We start from the raw sequence: 20,157 nt of genomic DNA on the forward strand, positions 1-20,157 counted from the left end.
ACGTGAGTTTTTTATTCATAGGGATCGAGGATCGGGCCTGAATGCACAACAATGAACCCAACACTCAAACAGACCCAACTTTGGGCTACACATTTCAAAATGATTTCCTGGCGCTGAGCAAGGCTTTTTCATTGCCCGAAATAGATTATGCCGATATTTCCCAACGAGAACAGTTGGCGGCAGCGATTAAACGTTGGCCTCTGCTTGCAGAATTTGCCCGTCAACAATAAGGGAGCCTGAATGGCCATCTTGGGACTACAGGGGATTCGCGGTGGCGTCGGCACGACGTCCGTCACCGCGGCGCTGGCCTGGTCATTGCAATTATTAGGGGAATCGGTATTGGTCATTGATGCCTGCCCCGATAATCTTCTGCGCCTGTCATTTAATGTCGATTTCTCGCACAACGGCGGTTGGGCACGCAGCGTGCTTGATGGCCAGGACTGGCGCGATGCGGGGCTGCGCTACACATCACAACTTGATGTCCTGCCTTTTGGCCGGCTCACGACCAGCGAATGGGAAAACAGCCAGCGCCTGCCTGAAGTACTCAACCAACTGGCGGCTATTCTGCAGGCCCTCAAAACGCAGCACCATTATCAATGGGTGCTGATTGATTTGCCGCACGGCTATTCGCCGCTGGCCCGTCTGTTTATTGAGCATTGCGATCACACGCTCACCATTGTGAAGCCGGATACCAACTGCCATGTGCGTTTGCACCAGCAGGCGTTACCGGCCGGAACCCATATTCTGATTAATGATCTGCGTATCGGCAGCCAGCTGCAGGATGATCTCTGGCAAGTCTGGTTACAAAGCCAGCGGCGGATCCTGCCGATGTATATCCATCGTGATGAAGCGGTAGCAGAAAGTATGGCGTCGAAACAGCCGCTGGGGGAATATCGCGCCGACGCGCTGGCGGCAGAAGAGATGCTGACACTGGCGAACTGGTGCCTGCTTCACTACGCCCGGTCAGGCGCCCCCGACGGCGAGCCGGAAAGGAGCCCGGAATGAGTCGCCTCTCCGCCTGGTTACTGATCCCCCCGGTCAGCGCGCGCTTAAGCGCGCGTTATCAGCACTATCGTCGGCAGGGTGCTTCCGGGTTCAGTGCGGCTTCTGGCTGCTTCTGGGCGATACTTGCATGGGTGTTTATTCCGCTGGAGCACCCGCGCTGGCAGCAATTACGTGCGCAGCAGCAGCTGTGGTTTCCGCATATTGACCCCGATAAGCCACGTCCCCTTGATCCGGCGCGCTACCTGGTACAGACCCTGTGGCTGTTAGTCACGCTGCCGTGGGGGCCGCCGAAGTCCGCCCGCCGTAAGCGTTTTGCCAGGGCGCGTGCGCTACGTGGTCGCTGGTATCACTGGCTGGATACGCTCCCTGAACGGGTTACACAGCGTACCGGCCATCTCGATAACCAAAAAGAGCTGGGGCATATCAACCCGCACGTGCGCCGCCTGATCCTCGGCGTTATCGTCTTTTTCTCGCTGGTTCTCGCTATCTTGTGCGTGACGCAGCCGTTTAACCCGCTTTCGCAGTTCGTCTTCCTGATGCTGCTGTGGGGCGTGGCGCTGCTGGTGCGGCGCATTCCTGGTCGCTTCTCGGCACTGATGCTGATTGTGCTGTCGCTCACCGTCTCCTGCCGGTATATCTGGTGGCGCTATACCTCCACCCTGAACTGGAACGATCCGGTCAGCCTGGTCTGCGGCGTGGTATTGCTGTTCGCCGAAACCTATGCCTGGATTGTCCTGATTCTGGGTTATTTCCAGGTCGTGTGGCCGCTTAATCGCCAGCCCGTTCCGCTGCCGAAAGATATGGCGCAGTGGCCTACGGTAGATATCTTCGTACCGACCTATAACGAAGACCTCAACGTGGTGAAAAACACGATTTATGCGTCGCTGGGTATCGACTGGCCGAAAGATAAGCTCAAAATCTGGATCCTGGATGATGGCGGCCGCGAAGAGTTCCGCGCCTTCGCTAAAAGCGTCGGGGTGGAATATATCGCCCGTACCACACATGAACATGCGAAAGCCGGGAACATTAATAACGCCCTGAAATACGCCAAGGGCGAGTTCGTGTCGATTTTCGACTGTGACCACGTCCCGACACGCTCCTTCCTGCAAATGACGATGGGCTGGTTCCTGAAAGAGAAAAAGCTGGCAATGATGCAGACGCCGCACCACTTCTTCTCGCCGGATCCGTTTGAACGTAACCTTGGCCGGTTCCGTAAAACCCCTAACGAAGGCACACTGTTCTACGGCCTGGTGCAGGACGGTAATGACATGTGGGATGCCACGTTCTTCTGCGGTTCCTGTGCGGTTATACGCCGTGGGCCCCTGGATCAGATCGGCGGCATTGCGGTTGAGACCGTAACCGAAGATGCGCACACCTCGTTGCGGTTGCACCGCCTGGGCCACACCTCGGCGTATATGCGCATTCCGCAGGCGGCGGGGCTGGCGACGGAGAGTCTCTCTGCCCATATCGGTCAGCGCATTCGCTGGGCGCGTGGCATGGTGCAGATTTTCCGTCTTGATAACCCCTTAATGGGCAAAGGGCTGAAACTGGCGCAGCGCTTGTGCTACGTCAACGCTATGTTCCACTTCTTGTCGGGCATTCCACGGCTGATCTTCCTCACCGCGCCGCTGGCGTTTCTGCTGTTGCATGCCTACATCATTTACGCCCCGGCGATCATGATTGCGCTGTTTGTGCTGCCGCATATGATCCACGCCAGCTTGACCAACTCAAAAATTCAGGGCAAATACCGCCACTCCTTCTGGAGCGAGATCTATGAAACGGTGCTGGCGTGGTATATCGCGCCACCCACGCTGGTGGCGCTGTTCAACCCGCACAAAGGTAAGTTTAACGTCACCGCCAAAGGCGGGCTGGTGGAAGAAGAGTATGTCGACTGGGTGATTTCTCGGCCCTATATCTACCTGGTGTTGATTAATGTGGTTGGCTTGCTGGCGGGCATCTGGCGCTATTTCTATGGCCCGGAAAATGAAATCCTCACTGTCTTTGTCAGTATGGCCTGGGTGTTCTACAACATGATTATTCTCGGCGGTGCAGTGGCGGTATCGGTCGAGAGTAAACAGGTGCGGCGCGCACACCGTGTGGAAATCTCCATGCCCGCCGCGATTGCCCGTGAAGATGGTCACCTCTTCTCCTGTACGGTTCATGACTTCTCCGACGGCGGGCTGGGTATCAAGATTAATGGCCAGGCGCTGGTGCTGGAAGGGCAGAAAGTCAACCTGCTGCTCAAACGCGGTCAGCAGGAGTATGTCTTCCCCACCACAGTGGCGCGTGTCTCCGGCAATGAAGTGGGTTTGCAACTGATGCCGCTGACCACCAAACAGCATATCGATTTTGTGCAGTGTACTTTTGCCCGCGCGGATACCTGGGCGTTGTGGCAGGACAGTTTCCCGGAAGATAAACCGCTGGAAAGTCTGTTTGATATTTTGAAATTGGGTTTCCGCGGCTATCGCCATCTCGCGGAATTTGCTCCGTCGTCAGTCAAGATGATTTTCCGTGCCCTCACCGGCCTGGTGTCATGGGTGGTGTCTTTTATCCCCCGCCGCCCGGCACGGAACGTGGCGGTACAGCAACCGGATCCGGTTATGGCTCAACAATGATGAAAACGCGATGAAAAGAAAACTTTCCTGGCTTTGTGCAGTGGCTGTGGGGATGAGCGCACTTCCCCCAATGATGACCCTTGCGGCACCCGCGAACCCTGCTGCGCCCACCGTGCCGACCGTTGCGCCCGCAACGCAACCGGTTGTCACCCAGACGCCGAACCAATCGGAAGCCCTGACGCCGACCACGCCAACGGAAGGGCAAATGCCGGCCAGTAACGGCCAGCCAGTCATCGGCCAGGTGATGCCGGGCGTGCCGGGCGCGAATGCGCCTGTGGTTGCGGCAAATGCGCCCTCGCGCGATGTGAAGCTGACCTTTGCACAGATTGCGCCGCCGCCGGGCAGTATGGTGCTGCGTGGCGTTAACCCGGACGGAGGCGTCGAGTTTGGCATGCGCAGCGATGAGCTGGTATCAAAAGCCGTGCTGAATCTTGAGTACACGCCATCACCTTCATTACTGCCGGTGCAGTCGCAACTGAAGGTCTACCTGAACGATGAACTGATGGGCGTGCTGCCGGTAACGAAAGAGCAGTTAGGCAAAAAAACGCTGGCTCAGGTACCGATCAATCCACTGTTTATCACCGACTTTAACCGGGTGCGTCTGGAGTTTGTCGGCCATTACCGTGATGTGTGTGAAAACCCGGCCAGCACTACGCTGTGGCTGGACATTGGTCGTAGCAGTTCGCTGGATCTGACTTACCAGAAACTGGCCGTGCAAAATGATTTGTCGCACTTCCCGGTGCCGTTCTTCGATCAGCGTGATACCCGCGCGTTAGATCTGCCGATGGTCTTTGCCGATGCGCCGGGTATTGCACAGCAGCAGGCCGCCGCGGTCATTGCGTCCTGGTTTGGGTCCCGTACTGGCTGGCGTGGTCAGCGCTTCCCGGTCAGTTACAACGCGCTGCCAGATCGTAATGCCATTGTCTTCGCCACCAATGACAGGCGTCCTGATTTCTTGCGCGATCTGCCTGCTGTTAAGGCGCCGACCGTCAGCATGATCAGCCATCCGAATAACCCCTATGTGAAGCTACTGGTGGTGATGGGCCGCGACGACAACGATCTGCTGCAGGCGGCGAAAGGTATTGCCCAAGGGAATATTCTTTTCCGTGGCGATACGGTCACGGTTAATGAAGTAAAACCGTTGCTGGCACGCCAGCCGTACGATGCGCCGAACTGGATCCGCACCGATCGTCCGGTGACGTTTGGCGAGCTGAAAACCTATGAAGAGCAGTTACAGTCCAACGGCCTGGAGCCGGCGTCGATTAACGTGGCGCTGAACCTGCCGCCGGACCTCTATCTGCTGCGCAGTAACGGCATTGATATGAACCTCAATTACCGCTACACCGCGCCGCCGACCAAAGATAACTCGCGCATGGATATCAGCCTGAACAACCAGTTCCTGCAATATTTCAATCTGCTGGGTAATCAGGATTCTAACAAGTTGCTGTTGCGTCTTCCGGTATTGCAAGGCCTGCTGGATGGTAAAACCGATGTGTCTATTCCGGCGCTGAAACTGGGTGCGGTCAACCAGCTGCGTTTTGACTTCCAGTATATGAACCCAATGCCGGGCGGTACTCTTGAAAACTGCATCACCTTCCAGCAGGTACCGAACCGGGTCGTGATTGGCGACGACTCCACTATCGATTTCTCGAAGTACTATCACTTTATTGCCATGCCGGATCTGCGTGCCTTTGCGAATGCCGGTTTCCCGTTTAGCCGTATGGCTGATCTGTCGCAAACCATTGTGGTCACTCCGCCTAAACCGACGGCGGCTCAGGTATCGACATTGCTGGATTCTCTGGGTGCAATCGGCGCGCAAACCGGGTTCCCGGCCATTAACGTGCAAGTCACTGACGACGGTAGCCAGATTCAGAACAAAGATGCCGACATCATGATCATCGGCGCCATTCCTGCACAGCTAAAGGATGATAAAAAAGTCGATCTGCTTGTCGATGCAGCGCAAAGCTGGGTGAAAACGCCGCTGCGCCAGACGCCATTCCCTTCCATCGTACCGGATGAGGCTGACCGTCGGGCGGATGTACAAACCGGCGTCGCGTCGCAGGGGCCAATGGCGGCGATTGTCGGCTTCCAGTCACCGTATAACGATCAGCGCAGCGTTGTTGCACTGCTGGCGGATAGCCCGCGTGGCTATGAATTGCTGAACACTGCCATGAACGACAGCGGTAAACGCGCCGCGATTTTCGGTTCGGTCACCGTCATCCGCGAATCCGGCGTGGATGGTCTGCGTGTCGGCGATATTTACTATGTGGGGCATTTGCCGTGGTTTGAACGCATCTGGTATGCGCTGGCAAACCATCCGGTGCTGCTGGCGGTGCTGGCGGCGGTCAGCATTGTGCTGCTGGCCTGGGTGCTGTGGCGTCTGCTGCGCATTATCAGCCGTCGTCGTCTTGACCCTGATCACGAGTAATGAGCATGAGAGCGCTACGCTGGGTTGTCATGGCGCTGGTGCTGGTGGCGGTGAATGCGCGCGCCGCCTGCACATGGCCAGCCTGGGAACACTTTAAACAGGCTTATATGAGCGACGGCGGGCGGGTCATTGACCCCAGCGATGCGCGCAAGATAACCACCTCGGAAGGGCAAAGCTATGCGCTGTTCTTTGCGCTGGTCGCCAACGACCGCAAGGCATTCGACACGCAGCTGGACTGGACGCAGAACAACCTGGCGCAGGGCGATCTTACAGCCCGGCTTCCTGCCTGGCTGTGGGGAAAGAAAGAGGACACCAGCTGGGACGTGCTGGACACCAACTCCGCGGCGGATTCGGATTTGTGGATAGCCTGGTCGCTGCTGGAAGCGGGGCGGTTGTGGCAAGAGCCGCGCTATACCACGCTCGGCAAGGCGCTATTGAGCCGCATCGCAAAAGAGGAAGTGACCAACGTGCCAGGGCTGGGATCAATGCTGTTGCCTGGCAAAGTCGGCTTTGCTGAAGCGACGAGCTGGCGTTTTAACCCCAGCTATTTGCCGCCGCAACTGGCAAGTTATTTCACCCGTTTTGGTGCGCCGTGGACAACGCTGCGCGAAACCAACCTTCGCCTGTTGCTGGAGACGGCGCCAAAAGGCTTCTCGCCGGACTGGGTCCGCTATCAAAAAGGCAAAGGCTGGCAGTTGCAACCCGGTAAGACGCTGGTAAGCAGCTACGATGCCATCCGTGTCTATTTATGGGTGGGTATGATGCACGACCGCGACGGGCAAAAAGCGCGGTTGCTGGAGCGACTCAAACCGATGGCGACAGTGACAGCGAAGAATGGCGTGGTGCCAGAGAAAGTCGATGTCGCGACCGGCCAGGTGCGCGGTGATGGCCCGGTAGGGTTTTCCGCCGCTTTGCTGCCCTTTCTGCAAAATCGCGATGCGCAGGCGGTACAACGTCAGATCGTCGCCGATCGTTTTCCTGGCGATGATGCCTACTACAGCTATGTTCTCACTCTGTTTGGGCAGGGGTGGGATGAGCACCGTTTTCGTTTCACCCCTCGCGGTGAGTTACAACCTGACTGGGGCCAGGCATGCGCAAGTTCACAGTAAGTTTACTCTGTCTCTCACTCGGTTTTGCGCTGGTGCCCGCCGGGCAAACAGCCGAACCCACGGCGCAGCAGCAATTGCTGGAGCAGGTGCGGCTGGGAGAAGCCACGAAGCGTGAAGATCTGGTGCGTCAGTCGTTGTATCGCCTCGAACTTATCGATCCGGACAATCCGGAAGTCGTTGCCGCCCGTTTTCGTTATCTTTTGCGTCAGGGCGATCAGGCCGGAGCGCAAAAACAGCTCGATCGTATGAAGCACCTGGCGGCGAATTCCAGAGCATATAAATCCTCTGTCACCACGATGGCGCTCTCTACGGCGGAGGGGCGTCAGGCGCTGCAACAGGCGCGGTTGCAGGCGACGACTGGCCATACGCAGGAAGCCATTGCCGCCTACGATGCCCTGTTTAAAGGCAACCCGCCGGATGGCGATCTGGCGGTAGAGTACTGGTCGCTGGTGGCGAAAGTGCCGGCGCGTCGCAGTGAAGCCATTAACCAACTGAAAACCCTGAACGCCGCTAACCCCGGGAACGTGCAACTGCAAGGCTCGCTGGCGCAATTGCTGTTTGGCGAAGGCCGCAGCGCGGAGGGTTACGCGGTGTTGCAACAGATGGCTAAATCTGGAGCCGGGCGTGATGCGGCGGCAAGCCTTTGGTACCAGCAAATTCAGGGCATGCCGGTGAGCGATGCCAGTGTGAAAGCGCTGCAAAACTTTCTCGCGGTGTTCAGTTCTGGCGATACGGTGGATGCGGCCCGCAGCCAGCTTGCGGCTCAGCAACAGCAGTTGGCGGACCCGGCATTTCGGGCACGCGCGACAGGGCTGGCGGCGGTCGATGCCGGTCAGGGTAAAAAAGCGATTGGCGAACTTCAGCAGGCGGTTAACGCCAATCATACTGACAGTGAAGCCGTTGGCGCGCTTGGACAGGCCTATTCACAAAGCGGCGATCGCGCACGCGCCGTGGCGCAGTTTGAAAAAGCCATCGCTATGGATCCCACCAGTGGAAGCCGCAGCAAGTGGGATAGCCTGCTGCAAACCAACCGTTACTGGCTGCTGATCCAGCAGGGTGACGAGGCGCTGAAAGCAAAAAATCCCGCGCAGGCGGAGCGTTACTACACCCAGGCGCGTGGGATTGATAATAGCGACAGTTACGCGGTACTCGGTCTGGGCGATGTGGCGACAGCCCGTCAGGATAGCGCAGCAGCAGAGCGTTTTTACCGCCAGGCGTTGCGCATGGACAGCGGTAACAGTAATGCCGTGCGTGGGCTGGCGAATATTTACCGCGCCCAGTCGCCGGAAAAAGCCGCCAGCTTTATTCAATCCCTGACGGCCAGTCAGCGTCGCAGCATTGATGACATTGAACGTGGGCTGAAAAATGATCAGCTGGCGCAGCAGGCGGAAGCGCTTGAAAACAAAGGTCAGTGGGCGCAGGCGGCAGAGCTGCAGCGCCAGCGGCTGGCACTTGACCCCGGCAGCGTGTGGATCACCTACCGTCTGGCCAGTGATTTGCGTCAGTCGGGCAGGCAACACGAAGCCGATGCGCAGATGCACCAACTGGTGGCGCTGAAACCGCGCGATGCGGAGCAGGTGTATGCCTACGCGCTCTATCTCTCGGGAAATAATCAGGAACTGGCGGCGCTGAACCATCTTAATGGTCTGCCGAAGGATCAGTGGAACAGCAATATTCAGGAACTGGCGGAGCGGCTGCAAACCAACCGGGTAATGGAAAACGCCAATCGTCTGCGCGACAGCGGGCATGAAGATCAGGCGCTGGCGCTATTGGCGCAGCAACCGGCTACCGCCCGTATTGATTTGACTCGCGCCGACTGGGCGCAACAGCGTGGCGACAGCGCCTCTGCACAATATTACTATCAGCAGGTGTTATCGCGGGATGCAAATAACGACGATGCTCTGCTCGGCCTGGCGGAGCTGTATGCCGCCGGGGGCAACGTCATGGCAGCGCGCGCGCAGCTGGCGAAACTGCAAACCACCACACCTGCAGCGCCGCCATCCATCAACACACAGCGCCGGCTGGCACTGGTGCAGGCATCGCTGGGCGATACCACCAGCGCGCAGCAAACCTTTGCGGCTATCGTGCCGCAGGCGAAATCGCAGCCGCCTTCAATGGAGAGTGCGCTGGTATTGCGTGACGCCGCCCGCTTCCAGCGGCAACAGGGCGAGCCACAACAGGCGCTGGATACCTACAAAGATGCGATGGTGGCGGCAGGCATTGCGACCCGCCGTCCGACTGATAACGATGCCTATACGCGCCTGACGCGTACAGAGACAAAAGATGACTGGCTGAAGCGCGGCGTGCGCAGCGATGCGGCGGAGCTCTATCGTCAGCAAGATCTCAATGTCACGCTGCAACATGAATATTCCGATTCGAGCGGCACCGGCGGTTACTCTGATTTGAAAGGGCACACCACCATGTTGCAGGTGGATGCGCCGCTGTCCGACGGGCGGGTGTTCTTGCGCACCGATGTGGTGAATATGAATGTCGGCAGCTTTGCCACCACCGACGGTACTTACAACCCTAATTGGGGAACCTGTTCCGCAACGCCCTGTAGCGGCAACACACATCAGAGTTCCAGTGGCGCAAGCTTTGCGGCGGGCTGGCAAAATGAAACCTGGGCTGGCGATATCGGCACCACGCCAACGGGCTTCGATGTGGTCGACATTGTCGGGGGGCTGAGTTACAGCAGCGATATCGGTCCGCTCGGTTACACGGTGAATGTCCATCGTCGCGCTATCTCAAGCTCGTTGCTGGCGTTTGGCGGCCAGAAAGATACCAATACCGGTACCACCTGGGGCGGCGTGCGCGCCACCGGCGGCGGTGTCAGCGTGAGTTATGATAAAGGCGACGCTAATGGGGTCTGGTCGAGTTTCAATATCGATTCCCTGACCGGCAAAAACGTAGCGGATAACTGGCGTATGCGTTTGATGGCCGGGTATTACTACAAGCTGATCAATAAAGACAATGAGCGCCTGACGGTCGGCCTGAATAATATGCTGTGGCGCTATAACAAAGATTTGAGCGAGTACACGCTGGGGCAAGGCGGCTATTACAGCCCACAGCAGTATGTTTCGTTTGCGGTGCCGGTGACGTGGCGTAAACGCACCGAGAACTGGTCGTGGGAATTGGGCGCTTCTGGCTCCTGGTCACACGCCAGAACCACCGGGACGAAACGCTACCCATTGCAGGGGTTGATCCCGGATAACGAAACCTTCCCCAACGGCAACGCGAAGTATTCCGACAAGGATCGTGGCGGTTCGACCAGCAGTTCTAACGGTTTTGGTTATACCGCGCGGGCGCTGGTTGAGCGCAGAGTGACAGCCCACTGGTTTATTGGTGCAGGGGTGGACATTCAGCAAGCGAAGGATTATACCCCAAGCCACGCATTACTCTATGTCCGTTATTCCGGCGCAGGCTGGCAGGGTGACATGGATATTCCGCCTCAACCGTTGATGCCTTACGCCGACTGGTAAAAAAAAGATAATTCCTGGCGGGAAACTGCCGCGTGGCTGGCTCAGCGCGCGGCAGCGAATCACCGAAAATTCAACACGTTACCCTCCCTTTTTGCTGCGCTTTCCACAGCGCCAGGCAATCTGCCTGCTTGCTGGTCTCAAGCGCGTTGCGATCGAGTATACTCTGGCGGCAGAGTTCGCCGTTTATTTCCTCTGCGCTCATCGTATCTCTGGAGAGTGATTTTGCGTGTTAGCCGTTCTTTAACCATTAAACAGATGGCCATGGTTTCTGCCGTGTCGATGGTATTTGTTTTTATTTTTTGCGTTATTTTGCTGTTCCACTTTTTACAGCAGAATCGCTATTACACGGCCACGCAACTGGAAAGTATTGCGCGTTCTGTTCGTGAACCGCTCTCTGCGGCAATTCTGAAGGCGGATATTCCTGAAGCGGAGTCCATTCTCAAACAGATTAAACCGGCGGGTGTGGTCAGTCGCGCAGATGTGGTATTGCCGAATCAGTTCCAGGCGCTGCGGGTGCGCTTTATTCCGGAACGCCCGGTGCCGGTGATGGTCACTCGCTTCTTCGAATTACCGATCCAGATCTCCTTGCCTGTTTACTCCCTTGAGCGCCCGGCCAATCCCCAACCGCTGGCTTATCTGGTGTTACAGGCGGATTCCTGGCACGTCTATAAATTTGTTATCAGTACGCTCTCAACGTTAGTAACTGCTTACTTGCTGCTTTGGTTAGTGTTGACCGTGGCGATCTCCTGGTGCGTTAACCGGCTGGTGATACATCCGCTGCGTAAAATGGCGCGCGAGCTGAACGACCTGACGGCCGGAGAGCGGATTGGCCACCAGATGGCGCTGCCAGCGCATCACCATGATGATGAAATTGGCATGCTGGTGCGTAGCTACAACCGTAACCAGCTGATTATGTTGCGTGAATATGACGCGTTAAATATTCAGTCGACCCATTTCCCGGTATCTGGTTTGGCGAACAAAGCCTTTTTGATGGCGTTACTGGAGCAGGCAATTGCCCGCCAGCAGGCCACGGCCTTGATGATCGTCTCCTGCGAAACGTTGCACGATACTGCCGGTGTGTTGCAGGAGAACCAGCGTGAGATGTTGTTGCTGACGCTGGCGGAGAAGCTGAAATCCGTAGTGTCGCCGGATAGCGTACTGGCGCAGGTCAGCGGCTATGATTTTGCCATTATCGCCAACGGTGTAAAGGCGCCGTGGCATGCCATTACGCTAGGTCAGCAAGTGCTCACTGCTATGAATGAGCGCGTGCCGCTGCACGGAATTCAGCTGCGCCCGACCGCCAGCATCGGTGTTGCCATGTTCAATGGCGAAGTGAACGCGGAACAGCTCTACCGCCGTGCGGTTTCGGCAGCGCGTAATGCCCGGCGCAAAGGCAAAAACCAGATCCAATTTTTCGACCCTGAGCAGATGGAACTGGCGCAGCAGCGCTTAACCGAGGAGAGCGATATTCTGACCGCGCTCGATGAGGGCAAATTCGCCGTCTGGCTGCAACCGCAAGTGGATATGACGACCGGCAAACTGGTGAGCGCCGAAGTGTTACTGCGTATGCAGCAAGCGGATAATCGCTGGGATTTGCCAGACGGGCTTATCGAGCGCATGGAAGCCTGCGGCCTGATGATAAATGTTGGCTACTGGGTTCTGGAAGAGTCCTGCCGTTTGTTGTCGGCGTGGCAATCCCGCGGGATTATGCTGCCGTTGTCGGTCAATCTTTCTGCCTTGCAGCTACTGCACCCAAATATGGTGCCAGACATGCTTGAATTACTGCATCGCTACCGTATTGCACCGAATACCCTGATTCTCGAAGTGACCGAAAGCCGCCGTATTGACGATCCGCAGGCTGCGGTCGCGATCCTTCGCCCATTGCGTGATGCCGGGGTGCGCATCGCCCTGGATGATTTCGGCATGGGGTATGCCGGGCTGCGTCAGTTGCAACACATGAAGTCGCTGCCCGTGGATGTGTTGAAAATCGACAAATTGTTTGTCGAAGGGTTGCCGGAGGACAGCAGCATGGTGTCGGCCATTATTCACATGGCGCGCAGCCTCGGGCTGGAGATTATCGCCGAAGGGGTGGAGAACGAGGCGCAGCGACGCTGGCTGGCAGAGGCGGGTGTGGATGTGGCCCAGGGCTTTTTATTTGCCCGCGCGACCACGCCGGAGGTTTTCGAAGGCCACTATTTCGCCGCGACGGATAAGGCTGAAAAACAATAAATTGTTATGGGCTTGTGCGAGTCAGTTCAAACTTTTTAACATTGTTGTTTCAGAAATGATGTAAGTTTATTTCTGTCATGTTTGACGGGTGTTATTTTTAAATCGCAGGCTAGGTAAAAATCCCCACTAAGCCTGAGGTTTAATCCAAGGACACCTTATGAAAACCTCTTTGTTTAAAAGTCTCTACTTTCAGGTTCTGACGGCGATTGCTATCGGTATCCTGCTTGGCCATTACTATCCTGAACTCGGCGCGCAAATGAAGCCGCTTGGTGATGGCTTCGTTAAGCTTATCAAGATGATCATTGCCCCTGTCATCTTCTGTACGGTTGTTACCGGCATCGCGGGCATGGAAAGCATGAAAGCGGTGGGACGTACTGGTGCCGTTGCGCTGCTTTACTTTGAAATCGTCAGTACGCTGGCGCTGATCATCGGCCTGGTGATTGTTAACGTGGTGCAACCCGGCGCGGGCATGAACGTGGACCCCGCAACGCTGGACGCCAAAGCGGTTGCTGTTTACGCCGAACAGGCGAAAGAGCAGGGGGTCATTGCGTTCCTGCTTGATGTTATTCCTTCCAGCGTGATCGGCGCATTTGCCAGCGGCAACATTCTGCAAGTGCTGCTATTTGCTGTGCTGTTTGGATTTGCGTTGCATCGCCTTGGCCATAAAGGCCAGTTGATTTTCAACGTCATTGAAAGCTTCTCGCAGGTGATCTTCGGTATCATCAACTTCATCATGCGTCTTGCCCCGATTGGTGCTTTCGGCGCAATGGCATTCACCATTGGCAAATACGGTGTTGGCACGCTGGTGCAACTCGGTCAGTTGATCATCTGCTTCTATGTAACCTGTATTCTGTTTGTGGTGGTCGTACTGGGTGGCATCGCGCGGGCAACCGGCTTTAGCATCTTCAAATTTATCCGGTATATCCGTGAAGAGCTGCTGATTGTGCTCGGTACGTCGTCATCTGAATCCGCGCTGCCGCGTATGCTGGAGAAAATGGAACGCCTGGGGTGCCGCAAATCGGTGGTGGGGCTGGTTATTCCGACCGGGTACTCTTTCAACCTGGATGGTACTTCCATTTACCTGACCATGGCGGCGGTCTTTATCGCGCAGGCGACGAATAGCCAGATGGATATCTTCCATCAAATTACGCTGCTGGTGGTGCTGCTGCTCTCCTCGAAAGGCGCTGCCGGGGTGACTGGCAGTGGGTTTATCGTGCTGGCGGCCACGCTGTCTGCGGTTGGGCATTTGCCGGTGGCGGGCCTTGCGCTGATCCTGGGTATCGACCGCTTTATGTCTGAAGCGCGTGCGTTAACCAACCTGGTCGGTAACGGTGTAGCGACAATCTTCGTCGCAAAATGGGTGAAAGAGCTGGACCAAAAACAGCTCGTCGATACGCTGAATAATCGTGCTGACAGCACGAAAACCCACGAAATTTCCTCATAATTTCACTACTTATGACCGCAGTCCCTTGTCGGGCTGCGGGCTTCTGCGCATAATCCCCCCAGATACCGACGCCATTCATGATGAATTTTCGGGATAATTCACTTCGCAGTGAGACGTTTTGCGTTTCTTGTGGTCTAAAAGCGAAGTGTTTTTATGTATCTTTCGACCTCCTCCTGGAGGGCTAACTTTTTAACCAGGAATGTTGATTAGGGGTTCACATGCAGGGCACAAAAATTCGATTGTTAACAGGCGGTTTGCTGTTGCTGGCGGCTGTCGGTTATGTGCAGGCAGATGCGCTCCAGCCAGACCCGGCGTGGCAACAAGGGACACTGGCGAATGGTTTTAAGTGGCAAGTGTTAGCCACGCCGCAGCGCCCCAGCGATCGTATTGAAATTCGTCTGTCTATTGATACCGGCTCGCTCTCCGAAAGCACACAACAGAGCGGATTCAACCATTTTATTCCCCGTATCGCGCTGACCCATAGCGGTCGACTTGAACCGGCGCAGGTACGTTCTTTATGGCAGCAGGGCATCGATCCGAAGCACCCACTGCCTCCGGCTGTCGTCTCTTACGACTTTACGCAATACAGCCTGAGCCTGCCGAATAACCGCAGCGATCTCCTGAAAGAAGCGCTGGTCTGGCTGGCCGACGCCGCCGGTAAGCTCACTATCACACCCGAAACGGTCAGCCATGCGCTGGCCAGCAATGATGTGGTCGCAACCTGGCCTGCCGACACCAAAGACAACGCGTGGCGGTACCGTCTGAAAGGCTCCGCACTGCTGGCGCATGACCCCTCCGATGCGCCAAAAGATCCGGTTGATGCCGAACAGGTCAAAGCATTTTATGAAAAATGGTACACCCCGGACGCGATGACACTGATTGTGGTCGGCAACGTGGATAGCCGGGCTATCGCCGAGCAAATTAATAAGACGTTCGGTGAGTTGGAAGGGAAACGCCATACGCCTGCGCCGGTGCCGACATTGTCGCCGCTGCCGCGCCAGCCGGTAAGCCTGATGACCGACGCGGTCACACAGGATCGGTTGTCGATTATGTGGGACTCGCCCTGGCAGCCGATCCGTGAGTCTTCGGCGCTGGAGCGTTACTGGCGTGCGGACTTAGCGCGCGAGGCGCTATTCTGGCATATTCAGCAAAACCTGACCCGCAACAACACCAAAGACATTGGCCTGAGCTTTGAATGCCGGGTGCTTTTCCAGCGCGCCCAGTGCGCCATTAATGTCGATTCGCCGAACGACAAGCTGAATGCTAATGCAGGCGTTATTGCCCGGGAACTGGCGAAAGTGCGTGAAAAAGGGTTGCCGGAAGAGGAGTTCAAGGCGTTGATTGCGCAGAAGAGCCTTGAATTACAGAAACTGTTTGCCACGTATGCTCGCACGGGGACCGACATTCTGATCAGCCAGAGAATGCGCTCGCTGCAAAACCAGGTGGTGGACATCGCCCCGGAACAGTATCAGAAACTGCGCCAGGCGTTCCTGGCAAGCCTGACGCCGGAAATGTTGAACCGGGATCTGCATCAGCAACTGTCGCAGGATATGGCGTTAATATTGCTGCAGCCGAAAGGGGAACCGGAATTCAATATGAAGGATCTGCAGGCGACGTGGGAAGGCGTGATGGCACCCGCGGATGCGTCTGCTGCGCCCGCCGCCGCCGATGACACCCATTCGGATGTCTCAGATATTCCACCGCAGCAATGATCTGCTCATGATATGAAAAAGGCCCGCTTATACGGGCCTTTTGTTTTGAGTACGTCACGATAACTGCTGTGCGTACGCACAAAATCAGTCTGGCATGGCCTCGTGCGGAATAATCGCGCCGCGATACTGAATCACTGTACTGGCGGTTAAGTGGCCGCGTTTCGCCGCTGCTGCGGCGTCGCCCCCGGTAAGACGCACGGCAAGGTAGCCCGCGCTGAAGGAGTCGCCCGCCGCCGTTGTATCAATCACTTTCTCTTTCGGCAATTTCACGGCCGGTACTTCAATTATCGCTTCACCGGTAATAGCAACCAGGCAGGAGTCTGCGCCGCGTTTGATCACCACTTCCTCAACGCCCGCGCGCTGCGTACGTTCAATGACCTCTTCTACCGGTTTAGCGCCCCACAGCAAATCTTCATCATCCAGCGTCAGGAAGGCAATATCGGTGCAGGCCAGCATCTGCTGATATACCTGCTGCGTCTCTTCTTTGCTGTTCCACAAACGCGGGCGATAGTTATTGTCAAAAATGACCTTGCCGCCGTTGGCGCGGCATTCCTGCAGCAATGACAGCAACTTCTGGCGGCTGTTCGGGCTTAAAATCGCCAGGCTGATGCCGCTGAGATAGAGATAGTCGAAGGTCGCCAGCTCTTCGCAGATGGCGTCTGCCTGCTCACTCTCCAGCCAGAATTTCGCTGCAGCCTCGTTACGCCAGTAGTAAAAGGTACGTTCGCCGGTTTCATCGGTTTCGATGTAGTACAGGCCCGGTAAACGGTTTTCCATTCGCTGAATCAGGCGGGTATCCAGCTTTTCACTCTGCCAGGCTCCCAGCATTTGCTGGCTGAAGCTGTCTGTCCCGAGCGCGGTAACATAGTGCACCGACAGGGCCGCCGGGTCGACCTGGCGCGCAACATATACGGAGGTGTTAAGGGTATCGCCGCCAAAGCCACGCTTAACATCGTCGCCTTTTTGTGACAGCTCAATCATGCATTCGCCAATGATGGCAATTTTCCTGGACATAGTCGTGAACCTGAATCAGATGAATTAACGATAGTGTGCGTTGTGGGTGTTTCGTGGTCAACTATATTAAAACAACGTTCCAGTATTTTTTTGAGCTAAAGCGTATTCCATGCATATTCCGCCGTGTCGTTTTTTAATTTTGCAACCTGCATGAACATAAAGTTATCAGACGGAGCGCCGATAACCCTTTGACGAGTTCTTCCAGGTCATCCCATCGACAGGACAGCAGAAATGAAGTTAAAGCAGGTCATCCAGCAACTCAGTATTCCTGAGGCGAGCATCGAAAGCTTGCAGGAACGGCGTTACTGGCTGCAATGCGAACGTGCTTATACTTATCAGCCCATCTACAAAACAGATGGACGCCTGATGGCTATTGAAGTATTGACCATTGTTACCCATCCCTCGCAGCCAGAAACCCGCATTGCTCCGGACCGTTACTTTTCAGAAGTCCCGGTGCGTCAGCGCGTGGAAGTGGTATATGAACAAGTGGCGCTGCTGGCGGAACAAAAGGCATTTTTTGCCGAAAACGATGTGCTGGCGTCGGTGAATGTTGATGGCCCGACCCTGCTGGCAATGCGCCAGGTAGATGAGTTGATGTCACTGGTGGAATCGCTGCCGTGGATCCGTTTTGAACTGGTTGAACATATTCGATTGCCGCAGGATTCAACATTCGCTTCAATTAGCGAAATCGGTCCGCTGTGGCTTGATGACTTTGGTACCGGGATGGCGAATTTCTCTGCGCTGAGCGAAGTCCGGTACGACTACATCAAAGTGGCGCGTGACTTGTTTATCATGCTGCGCAAAACCCCGGAAGGGCAGAATTTGTTCACGTTGCTGTTGCAGTTAATGAACCGCTATTGTCAGGGCGTGATTGTCGAAGGGGTTGAAACGCTGGAAGAGTGGCGTGATGTGCAGGACTCTCCCGCTTTTGCCGCTCAAGGGTATTTTCTCTCTCGCCCGGTTCCGTTAACCCGACTTGAACACGTGATACTCGAACTGTAATCGCCGCCCTTTCCCTGAGCCTCAGCTATCTTTATGAAAGCAAGGCTTAAAAAGGAAAGGCACAATGACAAAAACGAGTAAAGCGATCATTGCCATCGTTGCAACGCTACTGCTGCTGATTGTGGTTGCCATTATTATCATCGCCACATTCGACTGGAATCGCCTTAAACCTACCATCAATGAAAAAGTCTCCGTCGAGCTGAATCGTCCGTTTGCCATTCGTGGCGATCTGGGCGTGGTCTGGGAACGGCAAAAAGAAGAGCCAGGCTGGCGTAGCTGGGTACCATGGCCGCATATTCACGCCAATGACATTATGCTTGGCAACCCGCCGGATATTCCCGAAGTCACGATGGTGCATCTGCCGCGCGTGGAAGCCACGCTGGCTCCGCTCTCACTGCTGACCAAAACTGTTTATCTGCCCTGGGTCAAACTCCAGCAACCGGATGCCCGGCTGATCCGTCGCTCAGACACCCTCAATAACTGGACATTTACCCTCGCCAGCGACGGTAACAAAGACGCAAATGCGCAGCCTTCAGGCTGGTCTTTCCGCCTCGACAATATTCTTTTTGATCGCGGACGTATCGTCATTGACGATAGCGTCACCCGCTCCGATATAACGATCCTCGTCGATCCGTTGGGTAAACCGCTGCCATTTAGCGAAGTCACCGGTAACAGTGATGCGAAAGTGAAAGCGGGCGATTATGTTTTTGGCTTGACGGCGAAGGGGCGCTACAACGGCCAACCGCTCTCTGGTTCCGGGAAGATCGGCGGTATGCTGGCGTTGCGCGGTGATGACACCCCCTTCCCGGTACAGGCAGATTTTCGTTCCGGTAATACCCGCGTGGCGTTTGTCGGCACGGTAACCGATCCGCTGAAGATGGGCGGCGTTGACTTGCAACTGAAGTTCGGCGGTGATTCGCTTGGCGATCTGTATGACCTCACCGGCGTGCTGCTCCCGGATACGCCACCGTTTGAAACCGATGGTCACCTGGTGGCGAAGCTCGATAACGAAAAAAGCTCCCAGTACGATTACCGTGATTTCAATGGCCACATTGGCGCCAGCGATATTCACGGTACGCTGCGCTACACCACTGGCAAGCCGCGTCCGAAACTGGAAGGGGACGTTGAATCACGTCAGTTACGGCTGGCCGATCTGGGGCCGCTGATTGGCGTGGATTCCGGCAAAGGCACGGTGGCGAATAAAGATAAAAGCTCACCACAACCGGCGGACAAAGTGTTGCCCTACGATCGCTTTGAAACCGATAAATGGAACGTGATGGATGCCGATGTGCGCTTTAAAGGTCGCCGTATTGAGCATGGTTCAACCCTGCCGATTAGCGATCTCTCCACCCACGTGATGTTAAAAAATGCCGACCTGCGCCTGCAGCCACTGAAGTTTGGCCTGGCGGGGGGCACCATCTCTTCCACTGTTCATCTTGAAGGCGACAAAAAGCCGATGCAGGGACGGGCGGAAATTCAGGCGCGCCGGCTGAAGCTTAAAGAACTGATGCCCAACGTTGAACTGATGCAAAAAACGCTCGGCGAGATGAACGGCGATGCCGATATTCGCGGGGTGGGCAATTCGGTGGCGGCGCTGCTCGGCACAAGCAACGGCAATGTGAAACTGCTAATGAACGACGGTCTGGTCAGCCGCAACCTGATGGAGATCCTCGGTCTGAATGTGGGGAACTACGTAGTGGGGCAGATCTTCGGCGATGATGAAGTGCGGGTAAACTGCGCAGCCGCCAATCTGGACCTGGTGCAGGGCGTGGCGCGCCCGCAGATTTTCGCTTTTGACACGGAAAACGCGCTGATTAACATCACCGGGACTGCCCGTTTCGCCTCTGAACAGCTGGATTTGACCATCGATCCGGAAAGTAAAGGGGTGCGGATTGTGACGCTGCGCTCGCCGTTATATGTGCGCGGCAGCTTTAAAAATCCGCAGGCGGGCGTTAAAGCCGGGCCGTTAATTGCGCGTGGTGCGGTGGCCGCAGCGCTGGCGACGCTGGTCACGCCGGCGGCGGCATTGCTGGCGTTGATCTCGCCTTCAGAAGGCGAGCAAAATCAATGTCAGGCCATTTTGTCGCAGATGAAGCGCTAAGTTATCGCCCTCTCTCCGG

General features: G+C 56.1%; 12 protein-coding genes. 11 read left to right on the forward strand and 1 reads right to left on the reverse strand.

The window, feature by feature from the left end; genetic code table 11:
* The first annotated feature begins 41 nt into the window (after positions 1 to 41).
* The 9 genes from bcsR to ACUY4S_RS01080 all read left to right on the forward strand — a co-directional run bounded on the left by bcsR (position 42) and on the right by ACUY4S_RS01080 (position 16,021).
* Positions 42 to 230: a cellulose biosynthesis protein BcsR gene (gene bcsR, locus ACUY4S_RS01040; protein WP_312690012.1), complete on the forward strand. Its 189-nt coding sequence runs from the start codon at positions 42 to 44 to the stop codon at positions 228 to 230.
* Between the two features lie 10 nt (positions 231 to 240).
* Positions 241 to 1,005, forward strand: a complete 765-nt coding sequence (gene bcsQ / locus ACUY4S_RS01045) for a cellulose biosynthesis protein BcsQ (RefSeq protein ID WP_312690010.1) — start codon at positions 241 to 243, stop codon at positions 1,003 to 1,005.
* The gene (bcsA, locus tag ACUY4S_RS01050; RefSeq protein WP_312690009.1) at positions 1,002 to 3,620 is read left to right on the forward strand and encodes a UDP-forming cellulose synthase catalytic subunit; all 2,619 of its coding nucleotides are present in this window, start codon (positions 1,002 to 1,004) and stop codon (positions 3,618 to 3,620) included. Before bcsQ ends, bcsA begins: the two co-directional genes overlap by 4 nt.
* Before the next feature lie 10 nt (positions 3,621 to 3,630).
* Entirely contained in the window at positions 3,631 to 6,048 is a 2,418-nt protein-coding gene (gene bcsB / locus ACUY4S_RS01055) for a cellulose biosynthesis cyclic di-GMP-binding regulatory protein BcsB (protein WP_312690007.1), read from the forward strand.
* A complete protein-coding gene (gene bcsZ / locus ACUY4S_RS01060; protein ID WP_458023394.1) occupies positions 6,048 to 7,157 on the forward strand; it encodes a cellulose synthase complex periplasmic endoglucanase BcsZ in 1,110 nt (369 codons plus the stop codon). The genes bcsB and bcsZ overlap by 1 nt, the downstream gene beginning before the upstream one ends.
* On the forward strand, positions 7,139 to 10,636 hold the full coding sequence (gene bcsC, locus ACUY4S_RS01065) for a cellulose synthase complex outer membrane protein BcsC (protein ID WP_458023393.1): 3,498 nt from the start codon (positions 7,139 to 7,141) through the stop codon (positions 10,634 to 10,636). The genes bcsZ and bcsC overlap by 19 nt, the downstream gene beginning before the upstream one ends.
* A 222-nt stretch (positions 10,637 to 10,858) precedes the next feature.
* Positions 10,859 to 12,865: a biofilm formation regulator HmsP gene (gene hmsP, locus ACUY4S_RS01070; protein WP_312690000.1), complete on the forward strand. Its 2,007-nt coding sequence runs from the start codon at positions 10,859 to 10,861 to the stop codon at positions 12,863 to 12,865.
* 157 nt (positions 12,866 to 13,022) lie between these two features.
* The gene (locus ACUY4S_RS01075) at positions 13,023 to 14,309 is read left to right on the forward strand and encodes a dicarboxylate/amino acid:cation symporter (protein WP_312689998.1); all 1,287 of its coding nucleotides are present in this window, start codon (positions 13,023 to 13,025) and stop codon (positions 14,307 to 14,309) included.
* A gap of 218 nt (positions 14,310 to 14,527) precedes the next feature.
* Positions 14,528 to 16,021: a M16 family metallopeptidase gene (locus ACUY4S_RS01080; RefSeq protein WP_458023392.1), complete on the forward strand. Its 1,494-nt coding sequence runs from the start codon at positions 14,528 to 14,530 to the stop codon at positions 16,019 to 16,021.
* A gap of 84 nt (positions 16,022 to 16,105) precedes the next feature.
* On the opposite strand, the gene kdgK is transcribed toward ACUY4S_RS01080, so the two are convergent.
* Complete coding sequence (kdgK, locus tag ACUY4S_RS01085; protein ID WP_312689994.1) at positions 16,106 to 17,035, reverse strand: 2-dehydro-3-deoxygluconokinase; 930 nt, start codon at positions 17,033 to 17,035, stop codon at positions 16,106 to 16,108.
* A gap of 231 nt (positions 17,036 to 17,266) precedes the next feature.
* Between kdgK and pdeH the strand changes: the two genes are divergently transcribed.
* Together pdeH and ACUY4S_RS01095 are read left to right on the forward strand one after the other, a co-directional pair.
* On the forward strand, positions 17,267 to 18,037 hold the full coding sequence (pdeH, locus tag ACUY4S_RS01090; RefSeq protein WP_312689992.1) for a cyclic-guanylate-specific phosphodiesterase: 771 nt from the start codon (positions 17,267 to 17,269) through the stop codon (positions 18,035 to 18,037).
* A 64-nt stretch (positions 18,038 to 18,101) separates the two neighbouring features.
* Positions 18,102 to 20,138 (forward strand): AsmA family protein, encoded by a 2,037-nt coding sequence (locus ACUY4S_RS01095; RefSeq protein ID WP_458023391.1) that lies wholly within the window; start codon positions 18,102 to 18,104, stop codon positions 20,136 to 20,138.
* Positions 20,139 to 20,157 lie beyond the last annotated feature (19 nt).

This window comes from Kosakonia beeri (assembly GCF_054165705.1).

What these genes read in the sequence shown, in the direction of transcription:
- kdgK (WP_312689994.1), bottom strand. Translation starts at nt 17,035, where the DNA reads ATGTCCAGGAAAATTGCCATCATTGGCGAATGCATGATTGAGCTGTCA.
- ACUY4S_RS01075 (WP_312689998.1), top strand. Translation starts at nt 13,023, where the DNA reads ATGAAAACCTCTTTGTTTAAAAGTCTCTACTTTCAGGTTCTGACGGCG.
- bcsB (WP_312690007.1), top strand. Translation starts at nt 3,631, where the DNA reads ATGAAAAGAAAACTTTCCTGGCTTTGTGCAGTGGCTGTGGGGATGAGC.
- pdeH (WP_312689992.1), top strand. Translation starts at nt 17,267, where the DNA reads ATGAAGTTAAAGCAGGTCATCCAGCAACTCAGTATTCCTGAGGCGAGC.
- ACUY4S_RS01095 (WP_458023391.1), top strand. Translation starts at nt 18,102, where the DNA reads ATGACAAAAACGAGTAAAGCGATCATTGCCATCGTTGCAACGCTACTG.
- bcsQ (WP_312690010.1), top strand. Translation starts at nt 241, where the DNA reads ATGGCCATCTTGGGACTACAGGGGATTCGCGGTGGCGTCGGCACGACG.
- bcsC (WP_458023393.1), top strand. Translation starts at nt 7,139, where the DNA reads ATGCGCAAGTTCACAGTAAGTTTACTCTGTCTCTCACTCGGTTTTGCG.
- ACUY4S_RS01080 (WP_458023392.1), top strand. Translation starts at nt 14,528, where the DNA reads ATGCAGGGCACAAAAATTCGATTGTTAACAGGCGGTTTGCTGTTGCTG.
- bcsZ (WP_458023394.1), top strand. Translation starts at nt 6,048, where the DNA reads ATGAGCATGAGAGCGCTACGCTGGGTTGTCATGGCGCTGGTGCTGGTG.
- bcsA (WP_312690009.1), top strand. Translation starts at nt 1,002, where the DNA reads ATGAGTCGCCTCTCCGCCTGGTTACTGATCCCCCCGGTCAGCGCGCGC.
- bcsR (WP_312690012.1), top strand. Translation starts at nt 42, where the DNA reads ATGCACAACAATGAACCCAACACTCAAACAGACCCAACTTTGGGCTAC.